This window comes from Streptomyces sp. TG1A-60 (assembly GCF_037201975.1).
GTDB lineage: Bacteria > Actinomycetota > Actinomycetes > Streptomycetales > Streptomycetaceae > Streptomyces.
Map to the genome: position 1 here is coordinate 5,402,822 of NZ_CP147520.1, position 15,813 is coordinate 5,418,634.

Annotated in this window: 10 protein-coding genes and 3 pseudogenes; 6 read left to right on the forward strand and 7 right to left on the reverse strand. The window is 71.2% G+C overall.

Annotated features, from left to right (window positions below):
* Window positions 1-252 precede the first annotated feature (252 nt).
* The 3 genes and pseudogenes from rbsD to WBG99_RS23480 all read right to left on the reverse strand — a co-directional run bounded on the left by rbsD (window position 253) and on the right by WBG99_RS23480 (window position 2,840).
* Entirely contained in the window at window positions 253-642 is a 390-nt protein-coding gene (gene rbsD / locus WBG99_RS23470) for a D-ribose pyranase (RefSeq protein WP_338898198.1), read from the reverse strand.
* A 55-nt stretch (window positions 643-697) separates the two neighbouring features.
* Window positions 698-1,591 (reverse strand): annotated as a pseudogene (locus WBG99_RS23475) (ribokinase); the annotation flags it as partial.
* Window positions 1,592-1,823: 232 nt separating this feature from the next.
* On the reverse strand, window positions 1,824-2,840 hold the full coding sequence (locus tag WBG99_RS23480) for a LacI family DNA-binding transcriptional regulator (RefSeq protein WP_338898199.1): 1,017 nt from the start codon (window positions 2,838-2,840) through the stop codon (window positions 1,824-1,826).
* 186 nt (window positions 2,841-3,026) lie between these two features.
* Here WBG99_RS23480 and WBG99_RS23485 point away from each other — a divergent pair, with 186 nt between their 5' ends.
* Both WBG99_RS23485 and WBG99_RS23490 read left to right on the forward strand, forming a co-directional pair.
* Window positions 3,027-5,309 carry an ATP-dependent RecD-like DNA helicase gene (locus WBG99_RS23485; protein WP_338898200.1) on the forward strand — a complete coding sequence of 761 codons (2,283 nt, stop codon included), beginning with the start codon at window positions 3,027-3,029 and terminating at the stop codon, window positions 5,307-5,309.
* Between the two features lie 204 nt (window positions 5,310-5,513).
* On the forward strand, window positions 5,514-6,803 hold the full coding sequence (locus tag WBG99_RS23490) for a citrate synthase (RefSeq protein ID WP_338898201.1): 1,290 nt from the start codon (window positions 5,514-5,516) through the stop codon (window positions 6,801-6,803).
* Window positions 6,804-7,499: 696 nt separating this feature from the next.
* Here the strand turns inward: WBG99_RS23490 and WBG99_RS23495 are convergent.
* Window positions 7,500-8,092: pseudogene (locus tag WBG99_RS23495) on the reverse strand (HAD family hydrolase); the annotation flags it as partial.
* 104 nt (window positions 8,093-8,196) lie between these two features.
* Window positions 8,197-8,883: a TetR/AcrR family transcriptional regulator gene (locus WBG99_RS23500; protein WP_338898202.1), complete on the reverse strand. Its 687-nt coding sequence runs from the start codon at window positions 8,881-8,883 to the stop codon at window positions 8,197-8,199.
* 161 nt (window positions 8,884-9,044) lie between these two features.
* Here WBG99_RS23500 and WBG99_RS23505 point away from each other — a divergent pair.
* Both WBG99_RS23505 and WBG99_RS23510 read left to right on the forward strand, forming a co-directional pair.
* A pseudogene (locus tag WBG99_RS23505) lies at window positions 9,045-11,278 on the forward strand (MMPL family transporter).
* Window positions 11,279-11,380: 102 nt separating this feature from the next.
* Window positions 11,381-12,424 (forward strand): zinc-dependent alcohol dehydrogenase family protein, encoded by a 1,044-nt coding sequence (locus WBG99_RS23510; protein WP_338898203.1) that lies wholly within the window; start codon window positions 11,381-11,383, stop codon window positions 12,422-12,424.
* On the opposite strand, the gene WBG99_RS23515 is transcribed toward WBG99_RS23510, so the two are convergent.
* Window positions 12,405-12,995 (reverse strand): GNAT family protein, encoded by a 591-nt coding sequence (locus WBG99_RS23515; protein WP_338898204.1) that lies wholly within the window; start codon window positions 12,993-12,995, stop codon window positions 12,405-12,407. The genes WBG99_RS23510 and WBG99_RS23515 overlap by 20 nt on opposite strands.
* A gap of 156 nt (window positions 12,996-13,151) precedes the next feature.
* Entirely contained in the window at window positions 13,152-13,352 is a 201-nt protein-coding gene (locus WBG99_RS23520) for a MerR family transcriptional regulator (RefSeq protein WP_338898205.1), read from the reverse strand.
* 442 nt (window positions 13,353-13,794) lie between these two features.
* On the opposite strand from WBG99_RS23520, the gene iolC reads away from it, so the two are divergent.
* Window positions 13,795-14,745, forward strand: a complete 951-nt coding sequence (iolC, locus tag WBG99_RS23525) for a 5-dehydro-2-deoxygluconokinase (protein ID WP_338898206.1) — start codon at window positions 13,795-13,797, stop codon at window positions 14,743-14,745.
* A 101-nt stretch (window positions 14,746-14,846) separates the two neighbouring features.
* Window positions 14,847-15,812 carry a deoxyribose-phosphate aldolase gene (locus WBG99_RS23530; protein WP_338900459.1) on the forward strand — a complete coding sequence of 322 codons (966 nt, stop codon included), beginning with the start codon at window positions 14,847-14,849 and terminating at the stop codon, window positions 15,810-15,812.
* Window position 15,813: the final 1 nt, after the last annotated feature.

The following is a 15,813-nucleotide window of genomic DNA, read 5'->3' on the forward strand; positions in this document are numbered from 1 at the left end:
CTGTGAAGTGACATCATCGGGACATAGTTCGAACGGGCCTGTGGCGCGGTCGGCCCCGACCGGATGCCGAAAGAACTCTCGTGACACCGTGCAACCCTCTCCGTGCGTCGCGTGTCGTACGTGGCATCAGGACTTCTCGGAGGGGGATCCGGGGGGATCGCGGGAGTTCTGACACGGAGGGGAAAGCCGAGGGGCCCGGTCGAGGACCGGGCCCCTCGAAACGTGTCCACCCGCTCAAAGGTGGCCACCCGCTCAGCAGAACACCCCGCACCGCAACAGCACATTCGAGTACGGCCGCGCCTCCCCGGTCCGTACGACCAGCCGCGCGCCCGCCGACAGCTCCTTCAGCCTCTCGTGGGAGACCAGTTCCAGCTCGGGGAAGCGGTCCTCCAGCAGAGCAGACGCCTCCGGATTCGCCTCGCGCACCTCGTACGCGGCGGTCGCGCCCTCGACCACGATCTCGTCGAGCAGCCCGTCCAGCACCTCCGCGAAGGACGGCACCCCGGCCCGGAAGGCGAGGTCGACCACGCGCGGCCCCCGCGGCACGGGCATGCCCGCGTCGCACACCAGCACCCCGTGCCCGTGCCCCAACTCGGCGACCGCGCCCGCGAGGTGACGGTCGAGTATCCCGGCACGCTTCACTCGGGCCCCCCTCGCGAGGGCTCGGCCGCCTCGTCCCCGGGACGGAACGGCACGGTGCGGCGACCTCGTCGGCGGTCGGGAAGGACACCTGCGCCCCGGCCTTCGTGACGGCGACGGCCCCCACCCGGGCCGCGTACCCGGCCGCCTCGGCCAACCCCGCGCCCGCGCCCAGCTTCCACGCCAGCGCCGCGGTGAACGCGTCCCCGGCCCCCGTGGTGTCCACGGCGTCCACCTTCACCGCCGGCACCCGCACACCGCCCTCGGCGGTCGCGACCAGCGCCCCCTCCGCGCCCAGCGTGACGACCACGGAACACGGCCCGAGCGCCAGCAGCGCCCGCGCCCAGTCCTCCGGCGACCCCGCCAGCTCACCCCCGACGATGACCTTCGCCTCGTGCTCGTTCACGATCAGCGGATCACAGGCGGCCAGCACCTCCACCGGCAGCTCCCGCGGCGGCGACGGGTTCAGCACGAAGCGGACGCCCTCCGGGAGCCGCCGCACGACCTCCACCACCGTCTCCAACGGGATCTCCAACTGCGCCGAGACCACCCGCGAGGCCCGCAGCAGCGCGTCCGCCGACCGCACGTCCCGCGGCGTGAGCTTCCCGTTGGCGCCGGGCGACACCACGATGCTGTTGTCGCCCGACGGGTCCACCGTGATCAACGCGACCCCGGTGGGCGCCCCGCCGACCAGCACGCCCGCCGTGTCGACGCCCGCCACGCGCTGCGAGTCGAGCAGCAGCCGCCCGTTCCCGTCGTCGCCGACCCGCGCCAGCAGCGCCGTACGGGCCCCGAGCCGGGCCGCCGCCACCGCCTGGTTGGCACCCTTGCCGCCCGGATGCACGGCCAGGTCGGAGCCGAGCACGGTCTCGCCGGCCCCCGGCCGGCGCTCGACGCCGATGACCAGATCGGCGTTGGCCGACCCCACCACCAGCAGGTCGTAGTCGTACATGAAGCATCTCCCTGTCTGCGCGGGTGGACTGGAGCCGCACGGCGCCCGGTCGCGCCGACGGGCGGAAGGACCGAAGCACACGGAAGGACCGAAGCACACGGAAGGACCGAAGCACACGGAAGGACCGAAGCGCCCGGAAGGACCGAGGCGGCCGGAAGGTTCGCCCCTCCCGGCCATCGCATGGGGAACGTCTGCCGTATGCCTTCGACGCGCGGCAACTCGTCCGGGTCGCTCACGACGTACTCCTGTTCGTTGCGGGGGACTCGCCGCACGAGTGGCGTACGACGAGACGGGCGGGGAGGGTGACGGACCTGGGGGTGCGCCCCTCGACGCGGTCGACGAGCGCGCGTACGGCGGCCCGCCCCAGCTCGCCCGTCGGCTGGGCGACCGCGGTGACCGGTGGATCGGTGTGCACGAACCAGGGGATGTCGTCGAAGGCGGCGAGCCCGATGTCCTCGGGAACCCGCATCCCGCGCGCGCGGATGGCGTCCAGCGCGCCGAGCGCCATCAGGTTGTCGGCCGCGAACACGACCTCGGGCGGCTCGGGCAGGTCGAGGAACCCCTCGGTGACCCGCCGCCCGCTCTCGGCCTGGAAGTCGCCCTGCCCTGTGTACGCGTCCGGCAGCGGCAGCCCGTGCTCGCCCAGGGCCTCCCTGAAGGCCTCGACACGCTCCTGCCCGGTCGTGGTGGCCGCCGGCCCCGCGATGATCGCCAGCCGCCGCCGCCCGAGCTCGTACAGATGAGCGACGAGATCCCGCACGGCCCCCCGCCCGTCCGCCCGCACCACCGGCACGTCGACCCCCGGGATCCACCGGTCCACGAACACCATCGGCGTGCCGGCCCGCGCGGCGTCCAGCATCAGCGGGGAGCCGCCGTCGGTGGGGGAGACGAGGAGCCCGTCGATCCGCCGGTCCAGCAGGTTCCGTACGTGGTGGTCCTGCAGGTCCGGCCGCTCGTCGGCGTTCCCGATGATCACGCTGTACCCGAGCGCCCGCGCCTCCTCCTCCACCGACCGGGCCAGCTCCGTGAAGTAGGGGTTCATCACGTCGCTGATCACCAGCCCGAGGGTGTGGGTCTGGTCCGTACGCAGCGACCGGGCGACGGCGTTGGGCCGGTACCCCAGCGTCTCGACGGCGGCCAGCACACGCGCGCGTGCGTCCGCACTGACCGACGGATGGTCATTGAGGACCCGCGACACCGTGGCGACCGAAACGCCCGCCTCGGCCGCGACGTCCTTGATGCCGGCCATCGCCGCCCCACCTCCTCGTGGACTCGTGGAGCTCTCGTGGAACTCGTGGAATCGATTACACCGCCGTGTGCGGAGGATTGGAATCGATTACAAGGAGGTAGATCAAGCCCCCGAGACCGGATTGTGACGGGGCGCCGCTCCTCCACCGTCCCCCGCCCTGTCAGCGGCACCCGGTAGCGTCGGATCATGCCCAATCAGACGGGGACCGGCGAGCGCAACCTGGCCGTCCTGGAAGGCGTCCTGGAACGCATCACGTACGCCAACGAGGACAACGGCTACACGGTCGCGCGCGTGGACACCGGCCGGGGTGGCGGCGACCTCCTCACCGTCGTCGGCGCTCTGCTCGGCGCCCAGGTCGGCGAGTCCCTGCGCATGGAGGGCCGCTGGGGATCGCACCCGCAGTACGGCAAGCAGTTCACCGTCGAGAACTACACGACGGTCCTCCCGGCCACCGTCCAGGGCATCCGCCGCTACCTGGGATCGGGCCTGGTCAAGGGCATCGGCCCCATCTTCGCCGACCGCATCACCCAGCACTTCGGCCTGGACACCCTGCAGATCATCGAGGAGGAGCCCAAGCGGCTCATCGAGGTCCCCGGCCTCGGCCCCAAGCGCACCAAGAAGATCGCCGACGCCTGGGAGGAACAGAAGGCGATCAAGGAGGTCATGCTCTTCCTCCAGACCGTCGAGGTGTCCACGTCGATCGCGGTCCGCATCTACAAGAAGTACGGCGACGCCTCGATCTCGGTGGTCAAGAACCAGCCGTACCGCCTCGCGTCCGACGTCTGGGGCATCGGCTTCCTCACCGCCGACAAGATCGCCCAGTCCGTCGGCATCCCCCACGACAGCCCGGAACGCGTCAAGGCGGGCCTGCAGTACGCCCTTTCGCAGGCCACCGACCAGGGCAACTGCTACCTCCCGGAGGAGCGGCTGATCGCCGACGCGGTCAAACTCCTCCAGGTCGACACGGGCCTGGTCATCGAGTGCCTGGCGGAACTGTCCGAGCCGGACGAGGACGGCGAGTCCGGCGTCGTACGGGAGAAGGTGCCCGGTGAGCACGGCGAGCCGGTCACCGCGATCTACCTGGTCCCCTTCCACCGCGCCGAACTCTCCCTCTCCGCCCAGCTGTTGCGCCTCCTGCGCACGGGCGAGGACCGCATGCCCGGCTTCCACGACGTGGCCTGGGACAAGGCGCTGGCCTGGCTGAGGGGGCGTACGGGCGCGGAGCTGGCCCCGGAGCAGGAGGAGGCGGTCCGGCTGGCGCTCACCGAGAAGGTGGCCGTCCTGACCGGCGGTCCGGGCTGCGGCAAGTCCTTCACGGTCCGCTCGATCGTCGAACTGGCCCGAGCCAAGAAGGCGAAGGTCGTGCTGGCCGCCCCCACCGGCCGCGCCGCCAAGCGACTCTCCGAGCTGACCGGCGCCGACGCCTCCACCGTCCACCGCCTGCTGGAGCTGAGGCCCGGCGGCGACGCGGCCTACGACAAGGACCGCCCCCTGGACGCCGACCTGGTGGTCGTCGACGAGGCCTCCATGCTGGACCTCCTGCTGGCCAACAAGCTGGTGAAGGCGGTGCCGCCGGGGGCGCACATCCTCTTCGTCGGAGACGTCGACCAGCTCCCCAGCGTCGGCGCGGGCGAGGTCCTGAGGGACCTGCTGGCCGACGGCAGCCCGATCCCGGCGGTCCGCCTCACCAAGGTCTTCCGCCAGGCCCAGCAGTCCGGCGTGGTGACCAACGCGCACCGGATCAACTCCGGGCACCACCCGGTCACCGACGGCATGAAGGACTTCTTCCTCTTCGTCGAGGACGACACGGAGGAGGCCGGACGGCTCACCGTGGATGTGGCGGCCCGTCGCATTCCGGCCAGGTTCGGGCTCGACCCGCGCCGGGACGTACAGGTACTGGCGCCCATGCACCGGGGCCCGGCCGGCGCGGGCAACCTCAACGGGCTGCTCCAGCAGGCCATCACCCCCGCCCGCCCCGACCTGCCCGAGAGGCGCTTCGGCGGCCGGGTCTTCCGCGTCGGCGACAAGGTCACCCAGATCCGCAACAATTACGAGAAGGGCGAGAACGGCGTCTTCAACGGCACCGTCGGCGTGGTCACCGCGCTCGACCCGGTCGACCAGCGGTTGACGGTCCTGACGGACGAGGACGAGGAGGTGGCGTACGAGTTCGACGAACTGGACGAGCTGGCGCACGCCTACGCGGTGACGATCCACCGGTCCCAGGGCAGCGAGTACCCGGCCGTGGTGGTCCCGGTCACGACGGGCGCGTGGATGATGCTCCAGCGCAACCTCCTCTACACGGCGGTGACCAGGGCGAAGAAGCTGGTCGTCCTCGTCGGCTCCCGCAAGGCGATAGGGCAGGCGGTGCGGACGGTCTCGGCGGGCCGGCGGTGCACGGCTCTCGACTTCCGGCTCGCGCCGCGGGCGGCGGTGAGGACCTCTCGTGAAGACGCGTCGCCCCGTGAGTGAAATCTGATCGATCAAACGAGTCGTAAAGGTCACACAGCCCTTCCAGATGCCGGACGGAAGGGGCAGGATGAGCGGGTTGGCGGCACTCAGTGCCGCCGATAGGCCCGATGGTCGACCCCGAGTGCACTCTCCTGAGCCGATTGGGGGATGGTAGAGACAGTCAGGGCACCTCGAAGATGAGGCACTACGTCGGTGAGGGAAGACGTGAGCGACAACTCTGTAGTACTGCGGTACGGCGACGGCGAGTACACCTACCCGGTGATCGACAGCACCGTCGGCGACAAGGGCTTCGACATCGGCAAGCTCCGGTCCCAGACCGGTCTGGTCACCCTGGACAGCGGTTACGGCAACACCGCCGCCTATAAATCCGCCGTCACCTATCTCGACGGGGAGCAGGGCATCCTGCGCTACCGCGGCTACCCGATCGAGCAGCTGGCCGAGCGCTCCACCTTCCTTGAGGTGGCGTACCTGCTCATCAACGGCGAGCTTCCGACCGTCGACGAGCTCTCCACCTTCAGGAACGAGATCACACAGCACACCCTGCTGCACGAGGACGTCAAGAACTTCTACCGGGGCTTCCCCCGTGACGCCCACCCGATGGCGATGCTGTCCTCCGTGGTCAGCGCCCTGTCGACGTTCTACCAGGACAGCCACAACCCGTTCGACGAGCGGCAGCGCAACCTCTCCACGATCCGCCTGCTCGCCAAGCTGCCGACCATCGCGGCGTACGCGTACAAGAAGTCGATCGGTCACCCGTTCGTCTACCCGCGCAACGACCTCGGCTACGTCGAGAACTTCCTGCGCATGACCTTCTCGGTCCCGGCCCAGGAGTACGACCTCGACCCGGTCGTCGTCTCCGCGCTCGACAAGCTGCTGATCCTGCACGCGGACCACGAGCAGAACTGTTCGACCTCCACGGTCCGCCTGGTCGGCTCCTCGCAGGCGAACATGTTCGCCTCGATCTCCGCCGGTATCTCCGCGCTCTGGGGCCCGCTGCACGGCGGCGCCAACCAGTCCGTGCTGGAGATGCTGGAGGGCATCCGCGACGCCGGCGGCGACGTCGACTCCTTCATCCGCAAGGTGAAGAACAAGGAGGAGGGCGTCCGTCTGATGGGCTTCGGCCACCGGGTCTACAAGAACTTCGACCCGCGCGCCAAGATCATCAAGGCCGCCGCGCACGACGTCCTGTCGGCCCTCGGCAAGTCCGACGAGCTGCTGGACATCGCGCTGAAGCTGGAGGAGCACGCGCTCTCCGACGACTACTTCGTCTCGCGCAGCCTCTACCCGAACGTGGACTTCTACACGGGTCTGATCTACCGCGCCATGGGCTTCCCGACCGAGATGTTCACGGTCCTCTTCGCCCTCGGCCGCCTGCCGGGCTGGATCGCCCAGTGGCACGAGATGATCAAGGAGCCGGGTTCCCGGATCGGCCGGCCGCGCCAGATCTACACCGGTGTGGTCGAGCGCGACTTCGTCCCGGTCGAGTCCCGCTGACCTGCAGCCAAGGGGCCCGTACGGAGAGCCGTCCGTACGGGCCCACTGCTTGCTGCACCGCAGAAGAGGGCGTCGCCCTACGACGAGTGAGCCGGAGAGGCGCGCCGGTGTCGGGACGGCGAACGCGCGGAGGCCCCGAAGGGTCGAGCACGTTCGCCGTCCCGACACCGGCTTCTGCGCCCCGTAGGCGGACCGAGCCCCGAAAAACTGAGAGAAGGCGCCCTGCGTCGCTGGTCCCCCCACGGGCCGGCGAGCAGGGCGCCTTCCCATGTCCCGGTGCGGATTCCCCCACGGGATCCGGCCGGGCGTCTGGTGGCCAGCGCCTGAATCGCTGAGCTGAACGAGTGGAACTCGTCCTTGGTGTGTGCGGTCTGCCGGGACGCGTACGTACGGGAGGGCCGCTCAAAGCTCCCCGGTGCACGTGCCCCGGCAACGCAGTTCCGGGAACGTCCCCCAAGACATCCCCAGATGCCAGTCACGCCCCCCAAGACGCTTCTGACATCGCCAACTTAGACTCACCAACCCCTTCGATGGTTACGCTCACATCACTGTGATCTGCGTCTCTTGCCATATGTCCTGAAGTTGCGCAAGAGGCCCGAAACGGTGATCGAGGTCCCAGCGTAAGGATGATGCGCGAGCCTTGTGAAGAGCTTATGTGAGGCTGCTTCCGGACTCTAGGGGGACTTTGCCCCACGGTCAGGAGAAAGTCCCGAGTCGCAAGCTGTTCGTTACCACGAAAACGGACGAAAAGGCCATTGCGGTCCCGCGGTCATCGGGTTGAGCGGGCCGGCGGCGGCGCCGCCATGTTGTACCCGACGGCCCGGGCCGGATTTCCCCTGATCGTGGCCAGGGTCCGTCGCGACAGCCGGACGACGTCGGTGGCCACCCGCAGGTCCCCGCAGGCGAGCGTCAGGTCGCCGGCCTCGACCGCCGCGCGGCGGAGCCGGACACGGCCGACATGGGGCTCGCCATGGGCACGGGGGCGGACGCCGTCGTTGACCCCGTCCCCGACCGTCGCGACCGTACGGCCCTCGCCCGGGAGCCGGCGGACGATGTCGACCCTGTCCCGCGGCGGCACCTCGGCGATCGCGTGCTCGCAGGAGATGCCGACCGCCCCGCCGCGGCGACGGACCGCGCCCCCGCTCGTTGTCGCCCGTCAGCGGCACCGGCGTGAGCCCCGGCGCCCGCAGCCGCCGTACGGCTTCGGCGCTGGTCTCCCTGGTCGCGTCGGCGACCGTGACGAAACCCGGTGCCAGGCCGTCGCGTGTGACCATGACGGCCGTGTGGCCCACTCGGACGAGCTATACCTCATAGGGGTATAGATCCAAGAGAGGTTGACGGGGCGGCGGGTGCCGGGGATCACGTGGTGGCTCCCCAGGGAGGCCGGGGGCGGTCAGGGGGTCGGGGTGCCTGTGAGGCTCGACGGGCCGGCGGGTGGCCGGTCGCCCACCAGTGGCTCCAGGTAGCGGAGCAGGACGTGCTTCAGTTCCTGGACGTACGCCTCGCGCTCGGCGCCCTCGCGGCCGAGCACCAGCTCCAGGCCGGCCTTGTACACGGCCAGGCAGACGTGTGCGGTGCGTGCGACGTCGGCGGCCGGAGCGTCGGGCAGGGAGGGGGCGAGCAGGGCCTCCACCCGCGCGACCAGGGTCGTGAGCAGGGCGTCGTGCTCCTCGGCGATGCGGCCGGGAACGTCCGGGCCGTGCATCAGCGTGAAGAACACCGGGTGCCGGCAGTTGAAGTCGATGAAGCGGTCGACGGCGGCGGCGACGGCCTCCTCCAGCGGGGTCGCCGGATCGACCGGGGCGAGCGCCTCCCCGTACGTCTCGCGCATCTCGCGCATCAGCCGCTCGCCCAGCTCGATCGCGATCGCTTCCTTGTTCGGGAAGAACTGGTAGAGCGTGCCCGGGGAGACCCCTGCCTCGCGGGCGATTGCGTTGGTGCTGGCGGCGGTGTACCCGGTCTCGCAGAACACGGACGCCGCGGCTTCGAGGAGTTGGGCGATGCGGCGCTCGCCGCGGGCCTGGCGGCGACGCGGCTGCTCCTTCGCCAGGGGCTGGTCCTTCTCCTGGTGGGTGGGCACGCGGTTATCCCCGGCTTTCCGTACGTGATTGACAAACGCGAGTGGTCGCTCGCATTCTGGTGAAACGCGAGCGATCTCTCGTGTTTGCCAGTGTATGGCTCGGCTCTCCCGTGCTGCCTGGCTGCGCACAGCACGGATCAGAGTGAAGGGGACACCGCACCATGACCGAAGTCAACCGGCCACCCCGAGCCGGAGGCTGGACCCGTTTCGTGACCGCCCGCCCCCGGCTCTCCCTGCTGGTCACCCTGGTGCTCACCGCCCTCGCGGTCGTGGCGGGCAGCGATGTGGCGGACCGCCTCGGCAGCGGCGGCTGGGAGGACCCGGGTGCCGAGTCCACCTACGCGACGAAGGCCCTGCAACGCGAGTTCCCCGACTCCCAGCCGAACTTCCTGCTGCTGGTCGACGCGGGCGGCGCCTCGGTCGACGACCCCGCCGTCGCGGCCGAGGCGAAGAGGCTGACCGAGCGGCTCGCCGCCGAGAAGGGCGTCGCGGGCGTCGGTTCCTACTGGCAGACCGGTGCCCCGACCCTGCGCGCCGAGGACGGCGGTGAGGCACTGATAGCGGCCCGCCTCACCGGCGACGAGACAGCGGTGAACAAGACCCTGGACCGCATCGCGCCCGAGTTCCGCGGCACGCACGGCCCGGTCGAGGTCAAGGTCGGCGGCATCCACGCCGTGCGCCACGAGATGCAGACGATCATCCAGGAGGACCTGCTGCGGGCCGAGCTGATCGCCCTGCCGGTGACCCTCGTCCTGCTGGTCATGGTCTTCGGCAGCGCGGTCGCCGCCCTCCTGCCCCTCGGCGTGGGCATCGTCGCCATCCTCGGCACCAACGCGATCCTGCGAGGCCTCACCGAGGTCACCGACGTCTCGGTCTTCGCGCTCAACCTCACCACGGCCATGGGCCTGGGCCTCGCGATCGACTACGCCCTGTTCATCGTGCGCCGCTTCCGCGAGGAACTGGCCACCGGTGCCGAACCCCGGACGGCCATCGCCACCACTCTGCGCACGGCCGGCCGCACGGTCCTCTTCTCCGCCCTCACCGTCGCCGTCTCCCTGGCCGCCATGATGGTCTTCCCGCAGTACTTCCTGAAGTCCTTCGCCTACGCGGGCATGGCCGTCGTCCTCCTGGCCGCCGCAGCCGCCCTCATCCTGCTCCCGGCCGCCCTGGTGCTGCTGGGCGAGCGGGTCAACGCCCTGGACCTGCGCAAGCTGTTCCGGCGCCGCGGGGCCGCCGGGACCGAGGGGGACTCCCCGGCCAAGGAGGCAGGCGCGGCCTGGGGGCGCACGGCAGACCTCGTCATGCGCCGCGCCCCCTACTTCGCCATCGCCACGACAGCCGGCCTCGTCCTCCTCGGTCTGCCCTTCCTGGGCGCGAAGTTCGGCACGGCGGACGACCGCCAGCTCCCCCGACCGCGGAGTCCCACGTCGTCCAGCAGCACATCCGGGAGGGCTTCCCGGGCACCCCCGGCGTCGGCCTTGACGTACTGGCCGAAGGGAAGGCGACCGAGACCGAGTACGCCACCTTCAAGGAGCGGATCGAGGACCTGCCCGAGGTGCTCCGCGTGGAGGGCCCGTTGGTACAGGGCGACTGGGCCTACTTCACCGTGCAGCCGAAGGGCGAGGCGGTCGACGAGGGCGCGCAGCGCCTGGTGGAGGACATCCGGGCGGCGCCCGCCCCATTCGAGACCTCGGTGACGGGCACGGCGGCGGTCCTGGTCGACACGAAGGCGGCGATAGGGGACGGCATCCCCTGGGCACTGTCCTTCATAGCGATAGTGACCCTCATCCTGGTCTTCCTCCTCACCGGCAGTGTGCTGATCCCCCTCCAGGCGGTCCTGCTCAACGCGCTCAGCCTCACCGCGATGTTCGGCGCGCTGGTCTGGGTCTTCCAGGAAGGCCACCTCTCCGGCCTCCTCGCCTTCACCAGTCCGGGTTCCATCGAGACCACCCTCCCCGTCCTGATGTTCTGCGTCGCCTTCGGCCTCTCCATGGACTACGGCGTCTTCCTGCTCTCCCGCATCAAGGAGGAGTACGACCACACCGGCGACCACACCGCCTCCGTCCGCTTCGGCCTCCAGCGCACCGGCGGCCTCATCACCGCCGCCGCCGTCATCCTCGCCGTCGTCATGATCGCCATCGGCACGTCCCGGGTGACCAACACGAAGATGCTCGGCCTGGGCATAGCCCTGGCCGTCCTCATGGACGCCATGGTCGTCCGCACCCTCCTGGTCCCCGCGGTGATGCGCCTGACAGGGCACGCCACGTGGTGGGCCCCGGCCCCCCTGCGGAGGCTCCACGAGCGATTCGGCCTGAGCGAGGGAGAACCGGCGCCGACGAAGCCTCCGGCGGCCACCCCCGAGCGGGAGCCCGTCTCCAGCCGCTCAGGCCCCTGATGCCCCGCCGGGGGGGCACTCCCGACGGGGGTGGCATCCTGGCCGGGGCTCGGCAAGGGGCAGGGACCGGCAAAGTCGACCCCCGGTCGAAAGGTGAGGGACATGCGCGCGGTGACGTTCGAGGAGTTCGGAAAGCCGGCCGGAGTGAAGAACGTCGCGGACCCCACTCCCACACCCCACGGCGTCGTCGTCCGCGTCGAGGCGACCGGCCTCTGCCGCAGCGACTGGCACGCCTGGCAGGGCCACGACCCCGACATCACCCTCCCCCACGTCCCCGGTCACGAACTCGCCGGAGTCGTCGAGGCGACCGGCGCGGCGGTGACCGCCTGGCACCCCGGCGACCGGGTCACCGTCCCCTTCGTGTGCGCCTGCGGCAACTGCCCCGCCTGCGCGGCCGGCGACCAGCAGGTGTGCGAGCGCCAGACCCAGCCGGGGTTCACCCACTGGGGTTCGTTCGCCCAGTACGTGGCCCTGGACCACGCCGACGTGAACCTGGTGGCACTGCCGGAGGAGATGTCGTACGGCACGGCGGCCTCACTGGGCTGCCGCTTCGCCACGGCGTTCCGCGCGGTGGTGACGCAGGGCCGCGTCGCGTCGGGGGAGTGGGCCGCCGTCCACGGCTGCGGCGGCGTGGGCCTCTCCGCGGTGATGATCGCGGCGGCCTCCGGCGCCAGGGTGATCGCCGTGGACGTATCGCCCCAGGCCCTGGACCTGGCCCGGGAGTTCGGCGCGGCGCACTGCGTGGACGCGTCAGCCGTCACGGACACGGCCGCGGCGGTACACGACCTCACCGCCGGCGGCGCCCACCTCTCCCTCGACGCCCTCGGCTCCCCGGTCACCTGCGCGGCCTCCGTCGACAGCCTCCGCCGCCGGGGCCGCCACATCCAGGTGGGCCTGCTCCCGTCCGAGACGGGCACCACCCCCGTCCCCATGGCCCGGGCGATCGCCCTCGAACTCGAACTCCTGGGCAGCCACGGCATGGCGGCCCATGCCTACCCGCCCATGCTGGAGCTGGTCCGGGCGGGCGTCCTCCGCCCGGACCTCCTGGTCACGTCGACGATCTCCCTGGACGCGGCCCCCGAGGCGCTGGCCGCGATGGGCACGGCGCCGGGCAGCGGCGTGACGGTCATCGAGCCGTGGAGCTGACCCGGTCGCCGTCGGGCCACCCCCGATGGGCCGCCCACTCCGGGGCGAGGACCGACATCCGTACGGCATCGATCCACTGCCCGTCCTGCCACAGGGTCTGCCTCTCGACCCCCTCGGCCACGAACCCGGCCTTCTCGTAGGCGCGCCGGGCGCGGGGGTTGTGGGTGAAGACGGAGAGCGAGACACGGTGCAGGCCGAGCTGCTCGAAGGCGTGACCGACCGTCAGCCGCACGGCCTCCGTGCCCAGCCCGCGATCCCGCCCACCGGGACCGATCAGGATCCGGAAGCAGCAGCTGCGATTGGCCTCGTCCCACTCGTTGAGCACGGTCTCGCCCACCAGCTCACCGGTTGCTTGGTTCACGACTGCGAGGTCGAGGCGGTCGGTCTGGTCGTTGCGGCTGCCGTACCAGGAACGCAGCCGGTCCAGTCCGAACGCTTCCGTCGGGCTGCCGGTGAGCCGTACGACCTCCGGGTCGGCCAGAATCCGTGCCATCACGGGCACGTCGTCCTCGGTGAACGGCCGCAGCACGGTCTTGTCACCGGTGAGCACGGGTTTCGCGGAAAGGGTCACCCCTGCATCCTCGGCACCGCGCGGGCACGACGGCAAACCGATAACGGGCACGACGGCGAACCAACAAGCGCTGTGCCCCGTCCCCCCGTTGACACTTCCCACGGGACGGGGCACAGCGCGAGTACGCGGAGACCCGGCCACACGGTCCGGGGCGCGTCACTCCACCGTGCGCCCCCGGTTGCCCGGTCTGGAGGCGACCCAGGCGCGGACGGTGTCGGCGTACCAGTAGGGCTTGCCGCCCTCCACATGGTCGGGCGGCGGCAGCAGCCCGTGTTTGCGGTAGGAGCGGACGGTTTCGGGCCGCACACGGATGTGCGCCGCGATGTCCTGGTACGACCAGAGGCCTCGGTCGGTCATCAGTGGCACCTCCCTGCGCGCACCACGGCGGAGGCCGGGACGACCGTCGGGGAGCCGGGCGCTGCGCTGGCGATCACAAGCCTGTGCCCGGTGAACGACCAGCAGTGGCCACCGGCAAGCCCCCGTCGCCCACGTGTGACCCAGGACGTGCGTACACGTGACATACGTGACAGAGGGGTGTCTTTTGTGACACGAGTGACGAATTGAGGGTCGCGCGGTGCCCGGCGCTTCCGGGCGCACCACCGCTACCGCCCCAGGGGGCGCGCGCCGAGCCGGTCCGGGTGCGGGAGAGTGAGGACCGGGGCAGCGACGTCATGCGGGCCGGCTTCCGTCCCGGAGTGGAGGGTGCCCTTAGGATAGTCAGAATGTCTGGACAAACTATTGACAGGGGTGCTCCGGCGGAGCTAGACCTGTGTCGGAACCGGAGCGCGAAGGGAAGTCGATGGCGTACGACCTGATCACCATGGGGCGGATCGGTGTGGACCTCTACCCGTTGCAGACGGGGGTCCCGCTGCCGCAGGTGACCTCCTTCGGGAAGTTCCTCGGCGGATCGGCGACGAACGTCGCGGTGGCCGCGTCCCGTCTCGGCCGCTCCGCCGCCGTCGTCACCCGCACGGGAGAGGATCCCTTCGGCGACTATCTCCACCAGGCGCTGCGCGACTTCGGGGTCGACGACCGCTGGGTCACCCCGGTGCCGGGCCTGCCGACGCCGGTCACGTTCTGCGAGGTCTTCCCGCCGGACGACTTCCCGCTGTACTTCTACCGTCGGCCCAAGGCCCCGGACCTGGAGATCGGCGCCGACGAGCTGGACCTCGACGCGATCGGCGAGGCCCGGATCTTCTGGGTGACCGGCACCGGCCTGAGCGAGGAGCCCAGCCGTACGGCGACGCTCGCGGCGCTCGCCCACCGGGCCAGGTCCGGTACGACGGTCTTCGACCTCGACTGGCGCCCCATGTTCTGGGCCGACCCGGCCACGGCCCGCCCGTTCTACGAGGAGGCCCTGCGGCACACGACCGTCGCGGTCGGCAACCTGGACGAGGTCGAGGTCGCGACCGGCGTGCGCGAGCCGCAGGCCGCCGCCCGCGCGCTCCTCGACGCCGGGGTCGAACTCGCGGTCGTCAAGCAGGGTCCGAAGGGTGTCCTCGCGGTCAGCAGCAGGGGCGGGTCCGCCGAGGTCCCGCCCCTCCCCGTCGAGGTACTCAACGGCCTCGGCGCCGGTGACGCCTTCGGCGGCTCCCTCTGCCACGGCCTGCTCGAAGGCTGGGACCTGGAGAAGGTCATGCGGTACGCCAACGCCGCCGGCGCGATCGTCGCCTCCCGCCTGGAGTGCTCCTCCGCGATGCCCACCGTGGAAGAGATCGAGGCGGCCGTAGCGGCCGGAGCGGTCCGGTGACCGCCCACGAGCCCGGCGGCCCCACGGCCTCCGAGTCCGGCCGCTCCACCGCCACCCGGCCCGGCCGCCCCGCCGTCACCTCCCAGCCCGGCGGCCCCGCCGTGACCACCAGGCCCGGCGGCCCCACCACCGCCACCGCCAGGGAGCCCGGCCGCCCCGCCGGCGCCGCCCGCGGACCCCTCCCTCCCGTCGACGTCTCCGCCCTCGTCCGTACCCGGGCCCGCCACCCCGAGGCCGTCGCCGAGGCCGCCGCTCGCCGTGTCCGACGTCCCCTGATCGGCGACAGCGGCCGGCTGATGATCGTCGCCGCGGACCACCCGGCCCGCGGCGCCCTCTCCGTCGGTGACCGCGGGCTCGCCATGGCGAACCGCGTCGACCTCCTCGAACGACTGTGCCTGGCGCTGTCCCGCCCCGGCGTGGACGGCGTCCTCGCCACCGCCGACATCCTCGACGACCTGCTCCTCCTCGGCGCGCTCGACGGCAAGGTCGTCATGGGCTCGATGAACCGGGGCGGCCTATCCGGTGCCAGCTTCGAGCTGGACGACCGCTTCACCGGCCACCGCCCCCAGGACATCGAGCGCCTCGGCTTCGACGCCGGCAAGCTCCTCCTGCGCGTCGACTACGACGACCCGGGGTCCCTCACCACCCTGGAGTCCACCGCCCGTGCCGTGGACGCCATGGCCGAGCGGCGGCTCCCGGTCTTCGTCGAGCCGTTCATCAGCCGCCGGGACCCCGCGACCGGCAAGGTCCGCAACGACCTGGGCGCCGAGGCCGTCACCAGGTCGATCGCCATAGCGGCGGGCCTCGGCGGCAGTTCGGCGTACACCTGGCTGAAGGTGCCCGTCACCGAGAACCCCGATGACATGGCCCGCGTGATGGAGACCTCGACGCTGCCCGCCGTACTGCTCGGCGGCGATGTCGGCCAGGACCAGGAGGGCGCGTACGACAAGTGGCGGAACGCGCTGCGACTTCCCACCGTGCAGGGTCTGGTGGTGGGCCGCTCGTTGCTCTACCCGGCGGACGACGACGTGACCGCCGCCGTGGACACCGCCGTAGGACTGTTGTGAG